We start from the raw sequence: 22,810 nt of genomic DNA, 5'->3' as shown, positions 1-22,810 counted from the left end.
ACAAAGGCCCTCGACCGATCAACCGGTCGAGGGCCTTTTTTGTGGCGGGCTGTTTACCGGTCGAGCAAGGCCATCACCGCTTGCGGGTAACGCTCGCCGGCGGTGGCGTCGGGGCTGAAGATCCGTTCCAGGGTCCGCAGTTCGTCGGCGCCGAGGCGGACCTGCAGCGCGGCGACATTCTCCTCCAGGTACTTGCGTTGCTTGGTGCCCGGGATCGGGATCAGGTAATCGCCCTGCGCCAGCACCCAGGCCAGGGCCAGTTGCCCGGCGGTGATGCCCTTGGCCGCCGCGAGTTGCTTGACCTGTTCCACCAGCAGCAGGTTCCTGGTGAAGTTCTCACCCTGGAAGCGCGGGCTGAAACGCCGGTAGTCGTCGGCGGCGAAATCCTCCGGGCTCTTCAGGGCGCCAGTGAGAAAACCTCGCCCCAGCGGGCTGTAGGGCACAAAGGCGATGCCCAGGCGTTGGCAGGCCGCCAGGCAGCCGTTGTCTTCCTGGTCGCGGCTCCACAACGAATATTCGCTTTGCAGGGCGCTGATCGGATGCACCTTGTGGGCCCGCTCCAGCGTTGCCGCCGAGGCTTCGCTGAGCCCCAGGTAGCGGACCTTGCCGGCCCGCACCAGCTCGGCCATGGCGCCGACGGTTTCCTCAATGGCCACGTCCGGGTCGATGCGATGCTGGTAATACAGGTCCAGGGTGTCCACGCCCAGGCGCTGCAAGGTGCCGTCGATCGCCTGGCGAATGTAGTCGGGGCGGCCGTTCACTCCGCGCGCCGCCGGGTCGCCGGGGTTGCGGACGATGCCGAACTTGCTGGCCAGGAATACCTGGTCGCGTTTGCCGCGGATCGCCTGGCCGATCAGGATTTCGTTGCTGTGGGGACCGTACATGTCGGCGGTGTCCAGCAGGTTGATCCCCAGTTCCAGGGCGCGATGCAAGGTGGCGGTGGCTTCCCGGGTATCGGTGCCGGTGGTATAGAAATCGGTCATGCCCATGCAGCCAAGGCCGATGGCTGACACTTGCGGTCCGTTCTTGCCCAATTGACGGGTTTGCATAGGAAAAGCTCCAGTGGATGGGGTGGCGGCCATTGTTCTTCTCGACAAAAACAAGATAAACCGGCTAAAAGCGCTATCACTATTCGTGATTTCTAAATAATCCGTGACAGGCCAAGCCAATGGACCGTTTTAATGCCATGCGTGTGTTCACCCGAATCGTCGACCTCGGCGGTTTCGCCAAGGCCGCCGACAGCCTGCAGATGCCCCGGGCCTCGGTGACGGTGCTGATCAAACAGCTGGAGGCGCATCTGGGCGTGCAGTTGCTGTTGCGCACCACCCGCCAGGTCACGCCGACCCTGGACGGCGCCGCCTATTACCAGCGCTGCGTGCGGCTGCTGGCGGACCTTGAGGAAACCGAGGCGGTGTTTTCCGTGGCGCGCCACAACCCGCGTGGCACCTTGCGCATCGACATGCCGGCGGGGATCGGGCGGCTGGTGGTGATCCCGGCGTTGCCGGCGTTCTCCGAGCGCTACCCGTTGATCGACCTGGAAATCGGCCTCAACGACCGGCCGGTGGACCTGATCCGCGAAGGGGTGGACTGCGTATTGCGCGGCGGCCTGTGCCTCGACGACTCGCTGGTGGCCCGGCCGTTGCTGGCGCTGGAGCAGGTGACGTGCGCCAGCCCCGCCTACCTGCGCCAGCGCGGTGTGCCGCAGAGCCTGGACGACCTGGCCGGGCATCAGATGATCGAGTATTTCTCCAGCGTCAGCGGCAAGCGTTATGGCCTGGAGTTCGAGGTGCAGGGCCAGGTGCTGTTGCCTGAGTTGCCCAAGCAGGTGTCGGTCAACAGCGCCGATGGCTACCTGGCCGCCTGCGAGGCCGGCTATGGGTTGGTGCAGACGCCTTACTATCACGTCGCCCAGCAGCTGGCCGAAGGTCGCCTGAGCGAAGTGCTCCGGCACATCCCGCCACCCAGGCTGCCGTTGAGCGCGCTGTACCCGCCTCACCGGCACCTGTCGACGCGGGTCCGGGTGTTCGTCGACTGGCTGGTGGAGCTGTTCGCCCAACCGGGGATTCACAACACCCGGCTGGTGTAGCTCGACAGTAAAGACAGACGCCCGCGGCGAGGCGGGCGTCGGGCAATTTCGTGGTGGGTTACAAGGGGGGAAATACAGGCGGACTGGATGACTTAGCGGTGGTAGTAGTAGCCGGGGCCGCCATCGTAATGGCGGTGATGCCAGCCGTCGTGAGGGAAGATGATGCAGCCGGACAGGGCCAGCATCGCCAGCAGGGGAATCAGCCGGGTGATTCGACGGAACATTGCGCAGTCCTCAAAGGGCTCTCGGGTTAAAACCGCCGCGATGCAGCGAAAACTCTTCGGCGGCTGTAACATGAGACCCCGTTCGCCCGCGTCCATCCCCGATTCTCGGTAGGCGTTTGGCATCTGTTTCGATACAGAGTCGATACATTTACACGCGGCATTTTCAGGCCGCACCTTACAGGTTCAGGAACCCGCAATGACCCAGAAGCAACGCTTGATCTATTCGATTGTGATTTCCCTGGTGGTACTGGGAATCATGCTTGGCCTTTCTTACCTGCAGAACGCCGGAATGATCACCGAGAAAATGTTCCAGTACATCGCCATTGGCGTGGCGGTGACCGTGGTCGTGATCAATGGCGTGATGCGGCGCAAGGTCAAGCCTTGAGAGACACCCCCCGGCGGCCTCAGTCGCGGCCGTCGAGTATGGCTTCAGCCTGTTGATGCAGGCTGAAGCTCTTGTCCGCATTGAGGGTGATCACGCCTTCGCTGCACAGCCGCTTCAACACCTCGCGCACGCTGAGGAACGACAGCGGGATATCCAGCTCCAGCAAATGACTGTGAATGCCTCGCACCCCCAGGGCGCGCTGGCTTTCGGCTGCCTGCAGCAAGGCATCGATGACTTTCAGGCGAATCAGGCTGGTGCGCAGGCCGAAGCTCTTGAGCAGGTGCCTGATGCGTTCGTTGCGGTTGCGCTCGGCTTGCTTGCCGAAGACACCGGCGCCGGCGTTCAGGGAGGACGCGGGTGATGCGGTGCGGCCATCCGTTGGCAGTTGCGGGTCGTACATGCAAAAACTCCTTTTCAGAGCCTGATCAGGAAAATGACGGGTGCTCTCACATAACTAGACGAACGAGCCGCGCAAATCATGAGGAATCAGTTGTAGAAAATTTGTGAGGGCTTTGTCGTCGCCAGGTTGGCCGGGCGATCGGCGCCTGGCGCGAGGGCGTTAAATTTTCCGTGGCGGTTTCGTCTGTAAGGGCAGGCGGGCTTTGGCTGATGCCGGGCGGTGCCGTCCTTTCCAGGCTGGAATCCGTGTCCTTGTGCCGCATCTCGCGCCAGCTCGGGTTCTGCGTTTTTTTCGATCAGGAGTCGGCGTGATTATTTCCAGGCAGTTGCCCAGGTTTTGCCTTGCGGGTTTGTTTCTCGGGTTGAGCCTTGCGGCTCAGGGACGCGAGGTCCAGGGCGGCGAGGCAAGCGCCGATATTCGCCGCACCGGTTTTGGCGTCCCGCATATTCGCGCCGCCGACGAGCGCGGGCTGGGTTACGGCATCGGCTATGCCTATGCCCAGGACAACTTGTGCTTGCTGGCCAACGAAGTGCTGACGGTCAATGGCGAGCGTTCGAAGTATTTCGGCCCGCAGCGGCAGACCGTCGAGCAACGGGAAACCCTCACCAGCGATTTGTTCTTCAACTGGCTGAACACGCCCCAGGCGGTGTTCGGCTTCTGGCAGGCGCAGACGCCGCAGGTGCGGCAACTGATCGAAGGGTATGTCGCCGGCTATAACCGCTCCCTGGCCGAGCGCCGGGCCCAGGGCCTGCCCGAGCAGTGCCAGGGTGACTGGGTACGGCCGTTGACCGCCCTGGACCTGGTCAAGCTGACTCGCCGGCTGTTGGTGGAGGGCGGCGTCGGCCAGTTCGCCGAAGCCCTGGTGGGCGCGACCCCGCCATCCGCCACGGCGCAACTGAAGCCATCGGTCCAGGCCTTCGCCCAGGCGGATGCCCGCGGCCAGCGGTTCGCCCTGGACCGCGGCAGCAACGCGGTGGCCGTGGGGCGCGAGCGCTCGCTCAATGGTCGCGGCATGTTGCTGGCCAACCCGCATTTTCCATGGGTGGGCGGCATGCGCTTCTACCAGATGCACCTGACCATTCCCGGCAAGCTGGACGTCATGGGCGCGGCGCTGCCCGGCTTGCCGATGATCAATATCGGCTTCAGCCAGCACCTGGCCTGGACCCACACGGTGGACACCTCCAAGCATTTCACCCTGTACCGCCTGCAACTGGACCCCAAGGACTCGACCCGCTACCTGCTCGACGGCAAGTCCCTGCCGCTGGAGAAACAAACGGTCAGCGTCAAGGTGCAGGGCGAGGACGGCCAGCTCACGACTGTCAGCCACAGTGTCTACAGCTCGCAATTCGGCCCGCTGGTGCAGTGGCCCGGCAAGCTGGACTGGGACAACCGTTTCGCCTACAGCCTGCGCGATGCCAACCTGGAAAACGACCGGGTGCTGCAACAGTGGTACGCGATGAACCAGGCCCGCAGCCTCAAGGAGTTGCAGGCGTCGGTGCATCAACTGCAGGGCATTCCCTGGGTCAATACCCTGGCGGTGGATGACCAGGGCCAGACGCTGTACATGAATCAATCAGTGGTGCCCAACGTCAGCGCGGAAAAACTCGCCCACTGCAGCGACCCGCGAATCGGCACCCAGCTGATCATTCTCGACGGTTCCCGCGCGGCCTGTGCCTGGGACATCGACCCGGCGGCCGCGCAAAAGGGCATCTACCCGGCCAGCCAGTTGCCGCAACTGTTGCGCAGCGATTACGTGCAGAACTCCAACGACTCGGCGTGGATGGTCAATCCGGCCGCGCCGTTGCAAGGCTTCTCGCCGCTGATCAGCCAGCAGGACCTGCCGCTGGGGCAGCGCGCGCGTTTTGCCCTGAATCGCCTGATCGGCACGGGCAAGGGCGAGCCGCTGAGCGCCGCCGACCTCAAACACATGGTGATGGACGACCAGGTGTACCAGGCCGGGCAGGTGATGCCGGACCTGCTGCAGTTCTGTGCCGGCGACCTGGGCAGCGATGCCCAGGCCCTGGCGCCGTTGTGTGCCAGCCTCAAGGCCTGGGACCGCAGCGCCAACCTGCAAAGCGGGTTGGGCCTGGTGCATTTCCAGAACGTCATGGAACAGCTGGAGGCGGTCGACGACCGCTGGCGCGTGGCCTTCGACGCGCGGGACCCGCAGCACACGCCGCGCGGCCTGGCGATCGACCGGCCGCCGGTGGCCAAGGCGCTGCGCGCGGCGATGCTGGCCTCGGTGCAACAGGTGGCCGAGTCGGGCCTGAAGGCCGACAGCCGTTGGGGCGATATCCAGGTGGTCAGCAGCGGCGGCCGGCAGACGCCGATTCATGGCGGCCCGGCCAGCCTGGGCGTGTACAACGCGATCCAGAGCATCCCCGCGGCCGACGGCAAGCGGGAGGTGGTCAGCGGTACCAGTTACCTGCAAGTGGTGACCTTCGACGAGCAGGGCCCGCATGCCCAGGGCCTGCTGGCGTTTTCCCTGTCCAGCGACCCGGCGTCGCCGCACTCGCGGGACCAGACCGAGGCGTTCTCGAAGAAGCAGTGGAGTGTGTTGCCGTTCACCGAGCAGCAGATCCAGGCGGACCCGCAGTATCGGTTGCAAGTGATTCACGAGGTGGACGATCGGTTGCGCAAGGTCGCGACCCAGTAAGCGTGTTCAATCTGCCGTCAAGCGCAGGCCGCACCCGCGAGGGTAGCGGCCTTCAGCTTTTTGGCGCGGTGCCTGGCAGCGAGTTGATGACCGGATTGCCGTCCTGGTTGCGGGTCAGGTACACCGGCAACACCTTGGGCAGCGTGGTCACCAGGCTCTTGACCGCGGTGACGTCGTAGATGCCGCCGACCCGAATGTTGCCCGTGGCGCTGTCGGCCAGCATCACCGGCTTGCTGAGGTAGCGGTTGATCAGCGGCAGCGCCTCGCCGAGCGCCAGGTTGTCCAGCACCAACTTGCCCTGGCGCCAGGCCAGTGAACTGTCGTTGGCAGCGGTCTGGCTGATCAGTGGCTGGTAATCGCCCTGGCGATAACGTGCCTGCATGCCCGGATCGAGAGGCAAGCCTGCGTCGGGGTGGCTGTTGTCGCTGTTCACCAGCACCGAACCTTCGAGCAGGGTGACCCGCACCTGATCCTCGTACATCCAGACATTGAACTCGGTACCGGTGACCCGCACCTGGCCGCTGGCCGCCTTGACCACGAACGGATGGGCGCTGTCGTGGCTGACCTTGAAGAAGGCTTCGCCTTTTTTCAGGGTGACCCGGCGCTGGTCCTTGTAGTTGCTGTAGGTCAGCTCGGTGCCCAGGTTGAGTTCGACCTGGCTGCCGTCGGCCAGGGTTACCTGGCGCATGCTGCCGTCGGCCTGGAAATGTTCGTAGGAGGAGGGCAGCCAGCCCAGGTTCCAGCCGCTGTAGGCGGCCAGGGGCAAGGCCAGGGCGCTGATCGCCGCGGCCATGCCGTAGGCGCGCCAGGGTTTGCGCGGCGCCGGCAAGGGCAGGACGGTGGTGGCTTGAGGGCGTGGCAGATGGTCGGCGACTTCCCAGATTTCCTGCATCGCTTCGTATTCGAAGGCATGCAGCGGGTGGGCATCGCGCCATTGCTCGAAGGCCTGGCGTTCGGCGGCCGTACAGTCCGCGGCATGCAGACGCATGCACCACTGCGCGGCGGCATCGGTGATGGCGTCGTATTCGGCTTCTGTGAGGTGCTGTTCGCTCATTGGCTCTTCCTGGTTTCGCGCATTCTACCCTTCGCAGCCAGGCTTGTAGAACCGCCGTCATGGCTAATGCATATCAAAGTGCGGGTTATTTTTGGAGCAAAGCCTCTGAAGCACAGGACTTTTGTCAGCAGTATCCACAGCGGGAGTGAAAAAATGATCAAGAATACCCTGGCCGCTGTCATCGCCACTGCCACCTTGCCGAGCTCCGGCGCGCGATCCTCGGCTGACGGCGTGTCGGTGGCGGCTCTGTCTCTTCCTGGCATCGCCTGTGCAAGGCCATGGCCGAGGTTGACAGGGCGCGCGCAAAGCGTTGTTTAATCGTCGGGCGCACCCACCTGGGTGCCTTCTCATGCGCTGTAGCCCATTCCAATAATTAATCCGGAGCTCCAGATGTCTGTATCGCCCCCGGTTGTTGCAACACCGCAGGAACACCTGTCGCTCGAAGCACTGGTGAAATTGCTGGAAACGATCTTCCTGCGCCATGGCACCAGCGCCGAAGTGGCGCGCAGCCTCGCGCAGAACTGTGCCGCTGCCGAGCGCGACGGCGCCCACAGCCATGGCGTGTTCCGTATTCCCGGTTATGTGTCGACTCTCGACAGCGGCTGGGTCAATGGCAAGGCTGTGCCGGTGGTCGAAGACGTGGCCCCGGCCTTTGTCCGGGTCGATGCCGGCAACGGTTTCGCCCAACCGGCGCTGGCGGCGGCGCGGGCGTTGCTGGTGGAGAAAGCGCGCAACGCCGGGATCGCCATTCTGGCCATCCGCAATTCCCATCACTTCGCCGCGCTGTGGCCGGACGTCGAGCCGTTCGCCGAGGAAGGGCTGGTCGCCCTGAGCGTGGTCAACAGCATGACCTGTGTGGTGCCCCACGGCGCCGATCGGCCGTTGTTCGGCACCAACCCGATTGCCTTTGCCGCGCCCCAGGCCGGGGGCGACCCCATTGTCTTCGACCTGGCCACCAGCGCCATTGCCCATGGCGACGTGCAGATCGCCGCGCGCAAGGGCGAACGCCTGCCACCGGGCATGGGCGTGGACGGCCTCGGCCAGCCCACCGACGATCCGAAAGCCATTCTCGAAGGCGGCGCGCTGCTGCCGTTCGGCGGGCACAAGGGTTCGGCGCTGTCGATGATGGTCGAACTGCTGGCGGCGGCGCTGACCGGTGGAAATTTCTCGTTCGAGTTCGACTGGTCCAACCACCCGGGCGCGAAGACGCCCTGGACCGGCCAGTTGCTGATCGTCATCGATCCGAGCAAGGGCGCCGGGCAGAATTTCGCCGAGCGCAGCCAGGAGCTGATTCGCCAGATGCATGGCGTGGGGCTCAAGCGCCTGCCGGGGGATCGCCGGCATCGCCAGCGGGAAAAGTCCCGGCAACAGGGGATTGCCCTGGACGCCGGAGAGCTCAAGCAGTTGCGGGAGCTGGCGGGGCTTTAAAACGCGCGTTCAACACGCAAGGACCAGGCAAGCATGCTGCAAGCCTGGTCCTTTTTTTAGCGGTCGCGGGTGGCGCTGGTCGTTACAGAAAACCGGTTACGAACGACGCCCCAGCAACAGGCCCACCACCAGGCCGACGCCGGCGGAGATGGCCACGGTCTGCCACGGATGGCCGCCGATGTACTGCTCGGTAGCGTCCACCACCGGCTTGCTGCGCTCACGCACGCTGGACACCGAGTCCAGTGCCTGCTTGAGCTTCAACCCGACCTGTTGACGCAGGTTCTCGCCTTCCTCACCCACCAGCGATGCGCTGCTTTTCAGGAGCTTTTCCGATTCCTCGATCAACGCTTGAAGCTCGCTGAATTCCTGGTCCTTGATTTGTTCGTCAGCCGCTTGCGCAGCAGTTTTACGAGCCATTGAGTTACTCCTTGCGGGTCAGTGATGCGATGAACAATGGAGTCGCGGGGCCGGCGAAAAGTTGCAGATATTTTCTCCACCGGCTCCATGCCGGCGGGAAAACCCCAGCCGTCACAGTGTAAGATGTCGGCTATTTTACGCAGCAGGAAATTCCCATGAGCTTCAATCTGGCCAACAAGACTCTCGCCGAGCGTGCAGAGATCGAAGATGAAAAGTCCCGTCTGTTCGAGCTGTGGCAGAGCAACCTGGGCAAGGCCAAGGGCGAAGCCGCACGGTTGTTCGGCGAGCGCGGCAAGCGCAAGGGCAAATGGGCCGAATGGGTGCGTGCCGAGCTCGACGGCATGTCGCCGCCGGAATACGCCAACATGGTGCGCAGTGAAGTCAATCGCCTGATGGCGGCGAACAAGTAAGCTCGAAGCTGGCGACTATCGCCTCGCGCACTTTCAGCACCACCGGATCGATCTGCGCGCTGGTGCGCCAGCCCAGCTCGATGGGGTAGCGCGGCAGGTCCAGCGGGCAGGGCAGCAGCGCCAGCCCGGTCAGTTCGGCGATGCTCCGCGCGGCGTGGGCCGGAATGGTCGCCACCGCCTGGCTGCCCTTGAGCAGATGGGGCAGCGCGGCGAAATGCGTGGTCGAGGCGCAGACCTGGCGACTCAGCCCCAGGGCCGCCAGGCCCTCGTCGGTAATCCCGATAAAGCCTTGCGACGACACCAGCACATGCTCGCGGGCGACGAATTCGTCGAGGTCGATGGCCTGCTGTCCCGGGCCCATGCTCGCCGGGTCCGCCAGGCACAGATAACTGCCTTCCCCCAATACCTGACGGCTGAGCATGCGTTCGGCGAAACCGCCGGCGCTGATGGCCAGGTCGATGCTGCGCTGCAACAGCGCTTCACCGACGATCTGGCTGTGGCTCTGGCGAAAGATCAGCCGCAGCTTCGGCGCCCGCCGGGCGACTTCCTCGATCAGGCGCCGGCCGTAGGCAATCTCGAAATCGTCCGACAGCCCGATCGCCACCGAGCGACCCTGATAATGGCTGGCATGGGGATCGACCATGGCCAGGCTCTGCCGGCATTTGTTCAGGGCCTCGCTGACCACCGGCTTGAGCTGGTTGGCCCGCAGGGTCGGCGCCAGGCCGCGCCCGGTGCGCACGAACAACTGATCGCCGTACAGCTCGCGCAGGCGCCGCAGCGCCGCGCTCATGGCCGACTGGGTGACGCCCAGGCGCAAGGCGGCGCGGCTGGCGCTGGATTCGTCATGCAGGGCTTCGAAGGCCTTGAGCAGGTTGAGATCGACCTGGGCGATATTCATCTGGTTCATATCATTCAGTATCAGGAGGGGCTTTCTGCATGATCGGCGAGGGCCGGACAATGGGCAACACTTCATCGCCACAGGAGTTTCCCCGATGTCCAAGTCCGTTGTCGCCGCGTTGCAGATCGGCTCCCTGCCAGGGGGCAAGGCCGATACCCTGGAGCAGATCCTGTCCTTTGAGGCCGCCATCATCGAGGCCGGCGCGCAGCTGGTGGTGATGCCCGAAGCTTTGCTCGGCGGCTACCCCAAGGGCGAGGGCTTCGGCACCCAGCTCGGCTATCGCCTGCCGGAAGGCCGTGAAGCCTTTGCCCGTTATTTCGCCAATGCGATCGATGTGCCGGGCGCGGAGACCGAGGCCCTGGCCGGCCTGGCGGCGCGCACCGGGGCCAACCTGGTGCTGGGGGTGATCGAGCGCGCTGGCAGCACCCTGTATTGCACAGCGCTGTATTTCGATCCGCAGCACGGCCTGGTGGGCAAGCACCGCAAGCTGATGCCCACTGGCACCGAGCGACTGATCTGGGGCAAGGGCGACGGTTCGACCCTGCCGGTATTCGACACCCAGGTCGGCCGGGTCGGCGCGGTGATCTGCTGGGAAAACATGATGCCGCTGCTGCGCACCGCGATGTACGCCAAGGGCGTGCAGGTCTGGTGCGCGCCGACCGTGGACGAGCGCGAGATGTGGCAGGTCAGCATGCGCCACATCGCCCATGAAGGCCGCTGCTTCGTGGTCAGCGCCTGCCAGGTGCAGGCGTCACCCCAGGCACTGGGGCTGGAGATCGCCAACTGGCCGGCCGAGCGCCCGCTGATTGCCGGCGGCAGCGTGATTGTCGGGCCGATGGGCGAGGTCCTGGCGGGGCCGCTGGTGGGACGCGCCGGCCTGCTGACGGCGCAGATCGATACTGACGAGCTGGTGCGGGCCCGCTACGACTACGACGTGGTCGGCCACTATGCCCGTCCGGATGTGTTCGAGCTGACGGTGGACGAGCGGGCCAAGGCCGGGGTGCGTTTCATTTGAGACGACGCCACTCTTCGCGGGTGATTTCCCAGATATCACGGGGCAATCGCCCGCAGACGAAGTCGTCTTCGTCGCTGCGGATCAGGCGCATGCCGGCGCGTTCGGAAATCCGCCGCGAGGCCAGGTTCGGCGCGGCCTTGGGCACCCGCATGACCTCACGCCCCAGCACCTCGAACCAGTACTCGGTGACCGCCGCGCTGGCCTCGCTCATATAGCCCTGGCCCTGCCACGCCGGAGCCAGCCAGAAGCCGCGGTTGTTGTCGGTCTGGTCCATCAGGCTGACATTGCCGATCAATTGTTCCGGTGCGCTTTTCAGGCGGATCGACCAGTGCCATTCCTCACCGCGCTCGATGGCCGGCAGCGCCAGATCGCGCAGATACGTCAGGGCACCATCGGCAGGATAGGGCCAGGGCACCCGCGCGTTGAGATATTGCACCACTTGCCAGTGCGCAAACTGCTGCTGGACGGCCTCGGCATCGGCCAGTTCCAGCGGACGCAGGATCAGGCGTTCGGTGTACAGGGTGGGTATCGGTTGCATGCTTGCGGCACATTCCTTGTGATTGGCCTTATAAGGGCGTTTCAGCGTCCGCCCAGCACCAGGCGTTCGCTGAGAAAGTCGACGAACACTCGCAGTTTCGGCAGCAGATGTCGACTGCCGGGCCAGAGTACCGAGAACTTGCCGCTGTCGATCTGATAGTCGTCCAGCACCGACACCAGCGAGCCGTCGGCCAGGGCGTCACGCACCACGAAGTCCGGAACGAAGGCGATGCCCAGGCCCTGGGTGGCGGCGTGGATCAGTGATTCCAGGTTGTTGCTGGTCAGGGCGCTGCGCAGCAGCAGCGGTGGGGCGTCGGCGGGCAGGCGCAGTTTCCATTCCTGCAATTGCACAGTGCCGGGAAACTTGTAGCGCAGGCAGGCATGTCGCTCCAGGTCCCGGGGGCACTCGGGCAGGCCATGGCGGGCGAAGTAGTGGGGGGCACTGACCAGCACGAAACGGAACGGCCCCAGGGTGCGCGATTTGAGCTGGGAGTCCGCCAGCTCGCCGCTGCGGATCACCGCGTCGACGCCTTCGGCGATCACGTCGATCAGCCGGTCGTTGAAGTCCAGGTCCAGTTCGATCTCCGGGTAGCGTTCGGCGAACTCCGGCAGGATTGGCAGCAGCATGCGATAGCCGATGGCGGGCAGGCTGACCCGCAGCTTGCCGCGGGGCTTGTCGCTGATACGCGCCAGCTCGGCTTCGGCGTCTTCCACCTCGCCGACGATGCGCTGGCAGCGCTCGAAGAACAGCGTGCCTTCGTCGGTCAGGCTGATGCGCCGGGTGCTGCGATTGAGCAGGCGCACGCCGAGCCGTTCTTCCAGGCGCGCCAGGCTTTTGCCCACCGCCGAAGCGGAGATGCCCAGGCGCTCCGCCGCGCCGACAAAACTACCGGCCTGCACCGTGCGCACAAAGGCCAGCATGCCACTGAGGTTGTCCATGGGGATCTCGATTAGAGCGTTAATATCCGTAAAGAACGGACTTTAGCCCTGTTTGTGGGCGATTGCGGCGAATCTACCATTGATCGCACCCTAACGTTCCCCCTGAGGTACCGATGAATTCGCCAACCGATGTGCCTGCTGCCTTAGATCACACTGTCGCCGGCGGTTCTTCCTACGCCGTGCTGGCCGCGGTGTGCCTGGCGGCGCTGATCCTGCCGCTGACCTTCGTCGGCGTGGCCGTGGCGACCCCGGCCATCGGCCGCGAGCTGGGCGGCGGCCCCCTGGCCCTGAGCTGGATCACCAATGCCTTCATGCTGAGTTTCGGCAGCGCGCTGATGGCTGCCGGCACCCTGGCCGACGAGTACGGGCGCAAGCGCGTGTTCAGCCTCGGTGTCGGCCTGTTCGCCCTGACCTCGCTGGCCCTGGCTTTTGCGCCTTCGGTGCTGTGGCTCGACCTGTTGCGGGCGGTGCAGGGGCTGGCCGGTGCGGCGGCGCTGGCGGGCGGCTCGGCTGCATTGGCCCAGGCGTTCGAGGGCCCGGCGCGGACTCGCGCCTTCAGCCTGCTGGGCACTACCTTCGGCGTCGGCCTGGCATTCGGGCCGATCCTCGCCGGGGTGCTGATCGAAGCCTACGGCTGGCGCTCGATCTTCGTCTCCGGGACCTTGATCGGCGGCCTGTCGCTGCTGTTCGGCGTGCCGCGCATGCCTGAGTCCCGCGACCCGGACGCGGCGGGGGTCGACTGGCCCGGCACCTTGAGTTTCACCGCGGCGCTGGTGGCGCTGACCTGGGGCATTTTGCAGGCGCCGCAAAGCGGCTGGGGCAGCCCGCTGGTCTGGGGTCTGCTGCTGGTGGCGCTGTTGGCGTTGCTGCTGTTTATCGTGATGGAGCTGCGGGTCAAGCGGCCGATGCTCGACCTGTCGCTGTTTCGTTACCCGCGCTTTGTCGGCGTGCAGCTGCTGCCGATCGCCACCTGCTATTGCTTCGTGGTGTTGCTGATCCTGCTGCCGATCCGCTTTATCGGCGTGGAAGGCTACAGCGAGATCGATGCCGGCTTGATGATGATCGCCCTGTCCGCGCCGATGGTGGTGGTGCCGTTGCTGGCCGCGTGGCTGACCCGCTGGTTCGGTGCCGGGACTCTGTCCAGCGTCGGCCTGGTGATTGCCGCGCTCGGGCTCTATCTGCTCAGCCGGATCGCCCCGGGGCAGGCACCGGCGGCCAATGTCTTGCCCATGCTGTTGATCGGCTTCGGTGCCGGTTTGCCCTGGGGCTTGATGGACGGACTGTCGGTCAGTGTGGTGCCCAAGGAACGGGCGGGGATGGCCACCGGCATCTTCAGCACCACCCGGGTGGCGGGCGAGGGCATTGCCCTGGCCCTGGTGGTGGCCCTGCTGGCCGGCTTGCTGCAACTGTCCATGGCCGCGGCGCTGCCGGAACATCCGCAGCTGTCGCTGGCCGCGCAGCAACTGGCCAGCGGCAACCTGCAGGCCAGCGCGGCCTTGTTGCCCGAGCTGGGCCGGGAGCTGCTGCTCGGGCTCTATGCCAAGGCCTTTACCTGGCTGCTGTATGCGCTGATCGCCATCACCCTGGTCGCGGCGCTGGTGGTGCGGCTGATGCTGCATGAGCCGCGCCGGACTTGAGGGCGTTCAACGAAACTCGAAGAACTCGTAGTGCAGGTTGCGCTCGGGAATCGCGTATTCGCGCATCAATGCCTTGACCCGCGCGAGCAAACCCTTGGGCCCGCAGAAACTGATCTGGATCTGTTGCGGATCGGTTTCGCTGGCCAGCCGTTGCAGGGTTTCGCCCAGGCGGTCGGCGCCGTCGGTGTGGCCGATGAAAGCCACCCCGCGCTGCTCGGCCAGGCCCTGCAGGGTTTCGAGGCTGGGGAAGGCCCGTGACGGGTTGCAGCAGTACACCAGGGTCGCCTGGTCGAAGCGCCCGGCGGCTGCATCCTGCAGCCACGAGATAAAGGGTGAGATGCCCACGCCACCGCCGATCCAGATTTCCCGGCCGGCATCGAGCCGGCGCTTGAAGCGGCCATAGGGCGCGTAGAGGTCGGCGAGCATGCCGACCTTGACCTGCTGGCGCAGCTTCTGGGTGTAGTCGCCCAGGGCGCGGATCACGAACTCGATGCGCCCGTCGCTGGCGTGGGCGCTGGCGATGGTGAAGGGGTGCGGTTCGCGCAGGCCTTTTTCACGCATGGCGAGAAAGGCGAACTGCCCGGCCTTGAAGGCGAAACCGCGGTGCAGCGGAGTCAGTTCCAGGTGCAGGGAGTTTTTCTCCAGGGTCACCGCGCTGACCCGGTATTCGCCGGCCTTGGCCAGCAACGGATAGAGCAGCAACTTGTACAGGGCGCCAAGCAGGCCCAGGCCGCAGAGCGCGGTGAGCCAGATACCCGAGGGGTTATCCAGGGCAATCGGCGACTTGAAGCTCAGCCAGTGCAGGATGACGATCACGAACAGCGGCCCGGACAGCTTGTGCCACCAGCGCCACTGGCCGTAGGGAATGTTGCGGTTCAGCGCCAGCAGCACGATCAGGCCGAGGGCGACGTAGCTCAGTTGGCGCACCATGCGCGTCCAGTACTTGGACAGCTCGATGATCGGCACGCTTTGCCAGAGATCCAGGTTGGCCTTGAACACCAGGTGATAGCTGGCGAAAACCAGCGCCCAGATGCCCAGCCACTTGTGGCTTTCATAGACCCGGTCGAGGCCGCCGAACAGCCGCTCGACCCAGCGCCAGCGGCTGGCCAGCAGGCAGGACAGGGCCATATAGGCCAGCGCCGTGGCGCCGAGGACCAGGCTCAGGGTAGCGGAGGTCAGCCAGGTATCGCTGGGGATTTCCAGCAGCACGGTGAGGGTGGTGATCAGCAGGACGCCGACCACCGAGTACCAGGTTCTCAAGGGGGACACCTCCAGAAAGATGGCGCCAGTGTCGGCGCATAGGATGGGTCGCGGGCTGCGGGCGGGTCAGGGCGCAGCCAGGTGAGGGCGCATTTTACTGGCGAAGCGGCAGTCCTGAGCTGATCTGCATCAGCGCCTGCTCAGTGCGGGTCGGGCAAGGGGTTTTCCACCAGCCAGGCCTGGGCGAAATCCAGGTAGGCGCGGACGATGTTCGAGGGCGGGCGCTGGTTCGGATACAGCAGGTGCAGCTGTTGTTCCGGCATCGGCAGGCGCGGCAGCAGGGCTTGCAGGCGACCGTCGCGCACGGCTTCGGCGGCGAGAAAGGCCGGCAGCTCGGTAACCACCTTGGCGGTCAGCGCCAGCTGGCGCAGGTGCAGGTAATCGTTGGCGGCGAACAGCGGGTCGGGGCTGTAGGACTGGTCGCCCAGTTGCCATTGTTCCCGAGCATCGGCCTGGCGCGACCAGACGGCACAGGGGAATCCGCGAAGGTCGGCGGGGGTTTGCGGGGTGCCGAGGCGCTCCAGCAGCAGCGGGCTGGCGACCAGCATATGCCGGTAGCTGCCGAGCAGGCGCGCCGGGCGCTCCTCGTCGAACAGCGGCCCGGCGCGCAAGGCGACGTCGATGCCGTCTTGCGCCAGGTCGCTTTCCCGCTCACTGGTATAGACCGCGACCTGGACCTCGGGATGGCGCCGCTGGAACTCGGCCAGCAGCTTCCACCAGCTCTCGAATGCCGCCGGCACCGACACACTCAGGCGGCCCTGCAAGTGCATTCGATCATTTCTGACAGCCTGTTCGCCCTCGGCCAGGGCTTCGATACCGCGGCTGGCGTGTTCATAGAGCTGGCTGCCGGCGGCGGTCAGCCGAGTGCCGCGGGTGGAGCGTTCCAGCAGTTGCACGTTGAGGCTGCGTTCCAGTTCACGAATGCCCCGGCGGATGGTGGCCAGCGGTAGTTGCAGCAGGTTGGCGGCGGACGAAATGCTGCCGCATTGGACCACGCTGACAAACATCCTGGCGGCGTTGAGATCCATGAGCGCTCCCTGTCGAATGTAGTGGAAAGCCTATCAGCTGCGGCTCTGCCCGATCAAAAATGCGCGGTCCGCGGGCGATTTTCATCGGCGGTTTTTCTCCCGCAGGGTGGGTGTTGGGAGGGGGTGTGCCAGGGATGGCCACGACAACTGTGTTCTCGACCCGGCGGCGTGCGTCTAGCAGCGGTAGCTTCGCGGCGGTGCGAGGCACGAAGTGCGAGTCTGAACATGCAAGCGTTGTTGAACGAGATCCTCGACGAGGTCCGTCCCTTGATTGGCCAGGGCAAAGTGGCCAGCTACATTCCGGCGCTGGCCGACGTGCCGGCCAACCAGCTGGGGATTGCCGTGTATGGCAACGATGGCCAGGTGTTCAGCGCCGGCGATGCCGATACGCCGTTCTCGGTGCAGAGCATTTCCAAGGTGTTCAGCCTGGTGCAGGCCATCGGCCATTCCGGCGAGGCGATCTGGCAGCGCCTGGGGCATGAGCCTTCCGGACAGCCTTTCAATTCCCTGGTGCAGCTGGAGTTCGAGCGTGGCCGTCCGCGCAACCCGTTCATCAACGCCGGGGCGCTGGTGATCTGCGATATCAACCAGTCGCGTTTCGCCGCGCCGGCGCTGTCCATGCGCGATTTCGTGCGGCGCCTGTCCGGCAACATGCAGGTGCTGGTGGACGGCCGCGTCGCCGATTCGGAGTACCAGCACCGCGCGCGCAATGCGGCGATGGCCTACCTGATGCAGTCCTTCGGCAACTTCCACAACGACGTCGAGGCGGTGCTGCGCAGCTACTTCAGCCACTGCGCGCTGCGCATGAGTTGCGTCGATCTGGCGCGGGCCTTCTGCTTCCTGGCCAACGACGGCTTCTGCAAGCACAGCGGCGAGCAGATCCTCACGGCGCGCCAGACCCAGCAGGTCAACTCGATCATGGCCACCAGCGGCCTGTACGACGAAGCCGGCAATTTCGCCTACCGCGTCGGCCTGCCGGGCAAGAGCGGCGTGGGCGGCGGCATCGTCGCGGTGGTGCCGGGGCAATTCACGGTGTGCGTGTGGTCGCCGGAATTGAACGCGGCGGGCAATTCCCTGGTGGGCATGGCAGCGTTGGAATTGCTGAGCCAGCGCATCGGTTGGTCGGTGTTCTAGGGGTGGCGGGACAAGGGCGGCCGGTTGCGGGTGCTGCGCACCCGATCGCAGGCTGCGCCAGCGGCTACAGGGGCGCGGTGTCTGTGTAGCCGCTGCCGAGCTTGCGAGGCTGCGCTCGGTTTGGGCGGCATTGCGACGTAGCGACCGCAAAGCCTGAGTCCGCGGTCTGTCTGGATAAACGCGTTGGCAGGCTTGGCGACGGCTGCGCCGCCGATCGCAGGCTGCGCCAGCGGCTACAGGGCTGCGGTGTCTGTGTAGCCGCTGCCGAGCCTGCGAGGCTGCGCTCGGTTTGGGCGGCATTCCGACACAGCAACCGCAAAGCCTGAGTCCGCGATTTGCCTGGATAAGCTATTTGCGAGCGCTACGCGTGCGATTACCAGGTGAAGTTGGCGGTCTTGGGCAGGCTCAGCTGGCCTTTTTCGACGAAACGCATCGTGCCGAACGGGCCGCCGGCGAGCTTGCCGCGCAGCACGTAGGGCAGGTCGTCGAGGCTTTGCGTCTGGCTCAGGCCCAGGGTCTGGCGCAGCACGGCGAAGGCCGAGACGCTGACCGGCACCACCAGCACGCCTTCGGAGAAACGCCCGATGCTGCCGCTCTGGTTGCTGACCCCGGAGGCCAGCGGCCGGCCGTTGACCTCCAGGTCCAGGGCCACGCCGTTGTAGTTGATCGCGGTTTCGTTGGGGTTTTGCAGGCGCAGCTTGACCGCGAAGCGCACTTCCAGGTCCTGGCTGGGCAGGGGTTCGATACCGACCACATTGATGTGCAACTGATCGCGCTGGGGAAACAGGGCGCAGGCGCTCAGGCTGAGCAACAGCAAGGAAAGGGTGAGGCCGAGGAATCTGCGCATTGGAAGCTCTCTGCAAGAAAGGAGGCAGTAGCGAATCTAACGCGACCAGGCCGCCGCCACAAACGTGGGATGTTTGGGGCTCCCTCTTCTGTAGGCGCCAGGCTTGCCGGCGATAAGGCCGGCAGGCCTGGCAATGTGCTTGAGGCCGGGCGTCTGATGGTGTCGCTACCGACGCCATCGCGAGCAATCGAGCGTCGACCGGCTGCTCCTACAGGAGGGACACGGTCGCTCAGGCGTTGGCCTTGGCGCTCACATCCGGGTCCTGCATGACCTTGAGGGTCGCCGCTTCCGGGTCGAACTCGTCTTCTTCCAGCTCGATGAACTCTTCCGGCAGGAAGATGTTCAGCAGGATCGCGCACATCGCGCCCACGGTGATCGGCGATTCGAAGATGTTGTGCAACGCCTTGGGCAGTTCGCGCAGGACTTCCGGTACCGCCGCCACGCCCAGGCCCATGCCCAGGGAGATCGCCACGATCAGCACGTTGCGTCGATGCAGCCCGGCCTCGGCGAGGATCTTGATCCCGGCCACGGCCACGGTGCCGAACATGATCAGGGTCGCGCCGCCCAGCACCGGCTTGGGCATCAGTTGCAGCACCGCGCCGATCACCGGGAACAGCCCCAGCAGCACCAGCAGGCCGGCGATGAAGTACGCCACGTAGCGGCTGGCCACGCCGGTCAGCTGAATCACCCCGTTGTTCTGGGCGAAGGTGACCATTGGCAGGCTATTGAACACCGCCGCCACCATCGAGTTGAAACCGTCGGCCAGCAGCCCGGACTTGATGCGCTTGATGTACAGCGGGCCCTTGACCGGCTGCTGGGAAATCATCGAGTTGGCGGTCAGGTCGCCGGCCGCTTCCAGGGGCGAGATCAGGAAGATCACCGCCAGCGGAATGAAGGCGATCAGGTCGAAGGAGAAACCGTACTTGAACGGCACCGGCACGCTGACCATCGGCACGTCCGGCATCGCCGCCATATCGACCCGGCCCAGCAGCCAGGCGACCACGAAGCCCAGGGTCAGGCCGATGACGATCGAGCCCAGGCGCAGCATCGGGTGACTGAAGCGGTTGAGCACGACAATGGTCAGCAGCACCAGGGCGGCCAGGCCCAGGTTGCTGGCGGCGCCCAGGTCCGGCGCGCCGAAGCCGCCGGCCATGTCGGTGACCGCCACCTTGATCAGCGACAGGCCCATCAGGGTGATGATGGTGCCGGTCACCACCGGGGTGATCAGCTTGCGCAGCTTGCCGATGAACTGGCTGAGGAACATCTCGATAAAGGCCGCGCAGAAGCAGATGCCGAAGATGGTCGAGAGGATGTCCTCATTGCTACCGCCACGGCCCTTGACCATCAGGCCGGCGCTGAGCAGCACGCTGATAAAGGAAAAGCTGGTGCCCTGCACGCACAGCAGCCCGGAGCCGATTGGTCCCAGGCGCCGGGCCTGGACGAAGGTACCCAGGCCCGAGACGAACAGCGCCATGCTGATCAGGTAGGGCGTTTCGTTCTGCAAGCCCAGCACGCCGCCGAAGATCAGGGTCGGGGAAATGATGCCGACAAAACTCGCCAGTACATGTTGCAGCGCGGCGAAGATCGCCGCGCTGAAATGCGGGCGGTCCTCCAGGCCATAGATCAGGTCGGACTTGTAGCGCGGCGTGGAGCGATCAGGTGCGGTCATGGGAAAAAGCCTGCCAATGACGTGTCGATAGGGCATGAAACACGTGGAGAAAAGGGGCGCGACGCGGGCTGTCGGAGGACGTAAGGCAAAATCTGCGGACCCGGTCAGAAAAATGGAGGCGCAGGATGCCAGAAAGGTGCCCGGGCCAGAAGGGCCAGCCGCACAATCCCCCAGACACACCGGTCCCTGTAGCCGCAGCCTGCGGCAGCGGCTACGGGGTTTACTACTGACAGATCCTGACAGGGGGCTCTGCTAAGCTGCGCCGATCTTTCCCTGTCGAGCCTGATGCCGTGTCGCGTACCACGCGTTTGTTGACTCTGTTGCAGGTGCTGCGCGGCAAGCGCTGCCCGGTGACCGCCGCGGCGCTGGCGGCGGAGCTTGCGGTGTCCGAGCGCACCCTGTACCGCGACATCGCCGAGCTGACGGCGCTGGGCGCGCCGATCCATGGCGAGGCCGGGATTGGCTATGTGCTGCGCAGCGGCCTGTTCCTGCCGCCGCTGATGCTCAACGCCGACGAGACCGAGGCCATCGTCCTTGGCCTGCGCTATGTCGACCAGCGTGGCGACGAAGTCCTCGGCAAGGCCGCCGCCGATGCCCTGGCAAAGATCGCCGCAGTGCTGGCGCCGGCGGCCCAGGAAGCCTTGCACAACCCAACCGTGCTGCCCGGCCCGCCGGCGTATCGCTACCCGGAAAACGTGGTGCCACTGAACGTGTTTCGCCAGGCGATCCGCGAGCAGGCCAAGCTGCACATCGATTACGCCGATGTGAACAAGACACCGAGCCAGCGCCTGATCTGGCCGCTGGCCCTGGGCTTTATGAACGAGGCGCGGGTGATCGTCGCCTGGTGTGAGCTGCGCGATGATTTCCGCACCTTTCGCACCGACCGCATCGCCGCCGCGAGCGAGCAGGGCCAGCGTTATCCGGGACGGCGCAGCGACCTGTTGCGCACCTGGCGCCAGCGCATGCAACTGGACGATGCCGGGCGTTTCACTCCTGACAAGAATTGACGCGACGGCGTTTTAGCATGGCTCCAGCAACGATAAACAAGGAGCCGCAGCACCATGTCCAGCACAGCCACTTCTCTCGCACCGGCCATCGCCGCCTACCTCGCGGCCACCAATGGTCGGGACAGTTCGGCGGTCGCCAGTTTCTTCGCCGAAGACGCCCAGGTGTTCGATGAGGGCCAGCACCAGGCCGGCACCCGGGCCATCGCCCAATGGATGGAAGACACCGCCCGCCGTTACCAGCCCCGGCTCGAGGTGCTCAAGGTCCAGCAGCGCACTGGCAAGGTGCTGGTGGACAACCTGATCTCCGGCAGCTTTCCCGGCAGCCCGTTGGAACTGCGCTACGTATTCCGGCTCGACGAGCAGGGCAAGATCGCCCGGCTGGATATCTCGTTGTAGCCGTCGCGCCCGCGCTCGCTGTAGCCGCTGGCGCAGCCTGCGATCGGCAACGCAGTTGCCGCAAAACCTGGGCACGCGGTGTATCAGGTAGAACGCGCGGCCCGGATTACGGCAACGGGGTTGCCGATCGCAGCCTCGCGCTGCTCGGCAGCGGCTACACAGGCGCCGTGTTTCCTGTAGCCGCAGCGGTGGCAAGATGAGGCATGGCATACTGCGCGGCCCCTTTGCGGATGCGTGGACCCCATGCCTTTCGATTCCCCCCTCAGCGCCTATCAGTACGCCCTTCAGGAGCGCGGTTTTGTCGCCGACGAGGCCCAGGAGCGGGCGATGCTGGCCCTGCAGCAGTGCCATGTCGCCCTGCATGAAGGGCGACGCTCGATCACCGGGGTCTATCTGTGGGGCCCCGTGGGGCGGGGCAAGACCTGGCTGATGGACCAGTTCTATCAAAGCCTCGAGGTGCCGGCGCGGCGTCAGCACTTCCACCATTTCATGGGCTGGGTCCATCAGCGCTCGTTCCAGCTGACCGGCACCGCCGACCCGCTGCAGGCCCTGGCCCGCGAGCTGAGCGAAGAGGTGCGGGTGCTGTGTTTCGACGAACTGTTCGTCAACGACATCGGCGACGCGATCATTCTCGGGCGCCTGTTCCAGGTGATGTTCGAGCAGGGCGTGGTGATGGTCTGCACCTCCAACCAGCCGCCGCGACAGCTGTATGCCGACGGCTTCAACCGCGAGCGTTTCCTGCCGGCGATCGCCGCGATCGAGGCGCATATGCAGGTGGTAGCGGTGGACGGCGCCCAGGACCATCGCCTGCACCCGGGGGCGGCCACCCAGCGTTATTGGGTCACCCCGGCCGGCCAGCCCAGCGCCCTGGGCCCGGCGTTCGAACAACTGGCGGCGGGGCAGGCGGTGTCCAGCGCGGTATTGTCGGTGGGCTATCGCGAGGTCCGGGTGATCAAGGCCAGCGAGCGGGTGCTCTGGTGCCGTTTCGCCGACCTGTGCGAGCAGCCGTTCGCCGCCATGGATTTCATGGCCCTGTGCGACCGCTTCAGCGCGATCCTGCTCAGCGACGTACCCGAGCTCAGCGCGCAACAGCGCCCGGGGCGGATTGCCCGGGGCACCGAGGACGGCGCCGAGCGGGTGGTGGCGGGCGATCGCGAGCTGCCGCAGCTGTCGGTGCACGATGACAGCGTGCGGCGTTTCATCGCCCTGGTGGACGAGTGCTACGACCGCAAGGTGCCGCTCTACCTCGAAGCGCGGGTGCCGATGGAGGCGTTGTACACCGAGGGCTACCTGGAGTTTCCATTCCGCCGTACCCTCAGTCGTCTGAAGGAGATGCAGCTGCAGCGTTTCGGCTGAGCACGCCTGATCATTACAAGGGAGAAC

23 protein-coding genes are annotated in these 22,810 nt (G+C 65.3%); 11 read left to right on the top strand and 12 right to left on the bottom strand.

Annotated features, from left to right (window positions below; all coding sequences use genetic code 11):
• Positions 1-53: 53 nt before the first annotated feature.
• Positions 54-1,049, bottom strand: coding sequence for an aldo/keto reductase (locus CRO75_RS11745; protein WP_097135424.1), 996 nt, complete (start codon positions 1,047-1,049; stop codon positions 54-56).
• 119 nt (positions 1,050-1,168) lie between these two features.
• Here CRO75_RS11745 and CRO75_RS11740 point away from each other — a divergent pair, with 119 nt between their 5' ends.
• The gene (locus CRO75_RS11740) at positions 1,169-2,086 is read left to right on the top strand and encodes a LysR family transcriptional regulator (protein WP_097135421.1); all 918 of its coding nucleotides are present in this window, start codon (positions 1,169-1,171) and stop codon (positions 2,084-2,086) included.
• A 92-nt stretch (positions 2,087-2,178) separates the two neighbouring features.
• Here CRO75_RS11740 and CRO75_RS33525 read toward each other — a convergent pair whose 3' ends face one another.
• Entirely contained in the window at positions 2,179-2,310 is a 132-nt protein-coding gene (locus CRO75_RS33525; protein WP_007928589.1) for a hypothetical protein, read from the bottom strand.
• 196 nt (positions 2,311-2,506) lie between these two features.
• Between CRO75_RS33525 and CRO75_RS11735 the strand changes: the two genes are divergently transcribed.
• A complete protein-coding gene (locus CRO75_RS11735; RefSeq protein ID WP_007928588.1) occupies positions 2,507-2,695 on the top strand; it encodes a hypothetical protein in 189 nt (62 codons plus the stop codon).
• Positions 2,696-2,714: 19 nt separating this feature from the next.
• On the opposite strand, the gene CRO75_RS11730 is transcribed toward CRO75_RS11735, so the two are convergent.
• The gene (locus CRO75_RS11730; RefSeq protein ID WP_097135419.1) at positions 2,715-3,095 is read right to left on the bottom strand and encodes a fe2+ zn2+ uptake regulation protein; all 381 of its coding nucleotides are present in this window, start codon (positions 3,093-3,095) and stop codon (positions 2,715-2,717) included.
• A 307-nt stretch (positions 3,096-3,402) separates the two neighbouring features.
• Between CRO75_RS11730 and CRO75_RS11725 the strand changes: the two genes are divergently transcribed.
• Positions 3,403-5,751, top strand: coding sequence for an acylase (locus CRO75_RS11725; protein WP_097135417.1), 2,349 nt, complete (start codon positions 3,403-3,405; stop codon positions 5,749-5,751).
• Positions 5,752-5,803: 52 nt separating this feature from the next.
• Here CRO75_RS11725 and CRO75_RS11720 read toward each other — a convergent pair whose 3' ends face one another.
• Positions 5,804-6,805 carry a FecR family protein gene (locus tag CRO75_RS11720; protein ID WP_097135415.1) on the bottom strand — a complete coding sequence of 334 codons (1,002 nt, stop codon included), beginning with the start codon at positions 6,803-6,805 and terminating at the stop codon, positions 5,804-5,806.
• A gap of 390 nt (positions 6,806-7,195) precedes the next feature.
• Here CRO75_RS11720 and CRO75_RS11715 point away from each other — a divergent pair, with 390 nt between their 5' ends.
• Entirely contained in the window at positions 7,196-8,233 is a 1,038-nt protein-coding gene (locus CRO75_RS11715) for an Ldh family oxidoreductase (RefSeq protein ID WP_097135414.1), read from the top strand.
• Positions 8,234-8,329: 96 nt separating this feature from the next.
• On the opposite strand, the gene CRO75_RS11710 is transcribed toward CRO75_RS11715, so the two are convergent.
• Entirely contained in the window at positions 8,330-8,650 is a 321-nt protein-coding gene (locus tag CRO75_RS11710) for a DUF883 family protein (protein WP_009043722.1), read from the bottom strand.
• A gap of 155 nt (positions 8,651-8,805) precedes the next feature.
• Between CRO75_RS11710 and CRO75_RS11705 the strand changes: the two genes are divergently transcribed.
• Positions 8,806-9,060 (top strand): hypothetical protein, encoded by a 255-nt coding sequence (locus tag CRO75_RS11705; RefSeq protein WP_007928582.1) that lies wholly within the window; start codon positions 8,806-8,808, stop codon positions 9,058-9,060.
• Here the strand turns inward: CRO75_RS11705 and CRO75_RS11700 are convergent.
• Positions 9,032-9,967 carry a LysR family transcriptional regulator gene (locus CRO75_RS11700; protein ID WP_097135413.1) on the bottom strand — a complete coding sequence of 312 codons (936 nt, stop codon included), beginning with the start codon at positions 9,965-9,967 and terminating at the stop codon, positions 9,032-9,034. The two genes, CRO75_RS11705 and CRO75_RS11700, sit on opposite strands and share 29 nt — an antisense overlap.
• 85 nt (positions 9,968-10,052) lie before the next feature.
• Between CRO75_RS11700 and CRO75_RS11695 the strand changes: the two genes are divergently transcribed.
• Positions 10,053-10,973, top strand: coding sequence for a carbon-nitrogen hydrolase family protein (locus CRO75_RS11695; RefSeq protein ID WP_009043724.1), 921 nt, complete (start codon positions 10,053-10,055; stop codon positions 10,971-10,973).
• Here the strand turns inward: CRO75_RS11695 and CRO75_RS11690 are convergent.
• Together CRO75_RS11690 and CRO75_RS11685 are read right to left on the bottom strand one after the other, a co-directional pair.
• The gene (locus CRO75_RS11690) at positions 10,966-11,511 is read right to left on the bottom strand and encodes a GNAT family N-acetyltransferase (RefSeq protein WP_097135411.1); all 546 of its coding nucleotides are present in this window, start codon (positions 11,509-11,511) and stop codon (positions 10,966-10,968) included. The genes CRO75_RS11695 and CRO75_RS11690 overlap by 8 nt on opposite strands.
• A 41-nt stretch (positions 11,512-11,552) precedes the next feature.
• The gene (locus tag CRO75_RS11685) at positions 11,553-12,449 is read right to left on the bottom strand and encodes a LysR family transcriptional regulator (RefSeq protein WP_097135409.1); all 897 of its coding nucleotides are present in this window, start codon (positions 12,447-12,449) and stop codon (positions 11,553-11,555) included.
• 113 nt (positions 12,450-12,562) lie between these two features.
• On the opposite strand from CRO75_RS11685, the gene CRO75_RS11680 reads away from it, so the two are divergent.
• On the top strand, positions 12,563-14,086 hold the full coding sequence (locus CRO75_RS11680) for an MFS transporter (protein WP_097135407.1): 1,524 nt from the start codon (positions 12,563-12,565) through the stop codon (positions 14,084-14,086).
• A gap of 6 nt (positions 14,087-14,092) precedes the next feature.
• Here the strand turns inward: CRO75_RS11680 and CRO75_RS11675 are convergent, their stop codons facing one another.
• Together CRO75_RS11675 and CRO75_RS11670 are read right to left on the bottom strand one after the other, a co-directional pair.
• On the bottom strand, positions 14,093-15,346 hold the full coding sequence (locus tag CRO75_RS11675) for a ferredoxin reductase family protein (RefSeq protein WP_097135405.1): 1,254 nt from the start codon (positions 15,344-15,346) through the stop codon (positions 14,093-14,095).
• A 140-nt stretch (positions 15,347-15,486) separates the two neighbouring features.
• Entirely contained in the window at positions 15,487-16,374 is an 888-nt protein-coding gene (locus CRO75_RS11670; protein ID WP_097135403.1) for a LysR family transcriptional regulator, read from the bottom strand.
• A 225-nt stretch (positions 16,375-16,599) separates the two neighbouring features.
• Here CRO75_RS11670 and glsB point away from each other — a divergent pair, with 225 nt between their 5' ends.
• Positions 16,600-17,508: a glutaminase B gene (gene glsB / locus CRO75_RS11665; RefSeq protein ID WP_007928538.1), complete on the top strand. Its 909-nt coding sequence runs from the start codon at positions 16,600-16,602 to the stop codon at positions 17,506-17,508.
• Between the two features lie 373 nt (positions 17,509-17,881).
• Here glsB and CRO75_RS11660 read toward each other — a convergent pair whose 3' ends face one another.
• Positions 17,882-18,355 carry an LEA type 2 family protein gene (locus CRO75_RS11660; protein ID WP_097135401.1) on the bottom strand — a complete coding sequence of 158 codons (474 nt, stop codon included), beginning with the start codon at positions 18,353-18,355 and terminating at the stop codon, positions 17,882-17,884.
• Positions 18,356-18,584: 229 nt separating this feature from the next.
• Complete coding sequence (locus CRO75_RS11655; RefSeq protein ID WP_009043732.1) at positions 18,585-20,024, bottom strand: nucleobase:cation symporter-2 family protein; 1,440 nt, start codon at positions 20,022-20,024, stop codon at positions 18,585-18,587.
• A 290-nt stretch (positions 20,025-20,314) separates the two neighbouring features.
• Between CRO75_RS11655 and CRO75_RS11650 the strand changes: the two genes are divergently transcribed.
• The 3 genes from CRO75_RS11650 (at position 20,315) to zapE (ending at position 22,783) form a co-directional block, all read left to right on the top strand.
• A complete protein-coding gene (locus CRO75_RS11650; RefSeq protein ID WP_062825795.1) occupies positions 20,315-21,031 on the top strand; it encodes a YafY family protein in 717 nt (238 codons plus the stop codon).
• 54 nt (positions 21,032-21,085) lie between these two features.
• Complete coding sequence (locus CRO75_RS11645; RefSeq protein ID WP_009043734.1) at positions 21,086-21,427, top strand: nuclear transport factor 2 family protein; 342 nt, start codon at positions 21,086-21,088, stop codon at positions 21,425-21,427.
• Positions 21,428-21,670: 243 nt separating this feature from the next.
• On the top strand, positions 21,671-22,783 hold the full coding sequence (gene zapE / locus CRO75_RS11640) for a cell division protein ZapE (RefSeq protein WP_097135399.1): 1,113 nt from the start codon (positions 21,671-21,673) through the stop codon (positions 22,781-22,783).
• The last annotated feature ends 27 nt before the right edge of the window (positions 22,784-22,810 follow it).

The organism is Pseudomonas sp. LAMO17WK12:I10 (assembly GCF_900215185.1).
Taxonomy (GTDB): domain Bacteria; phylum Pseudomonadota; class Gammaproteobacteria; order Pseudomonadales; family Pseudomonadaceae; genus Aquipseudomonas; species Aquipseudomonas chlororaphis.
The sequence above is the reverse complement of the archived record's forward strand: the minus strand, read 5'-3'. Positions and strand labels throughout refer to the sequence as shown.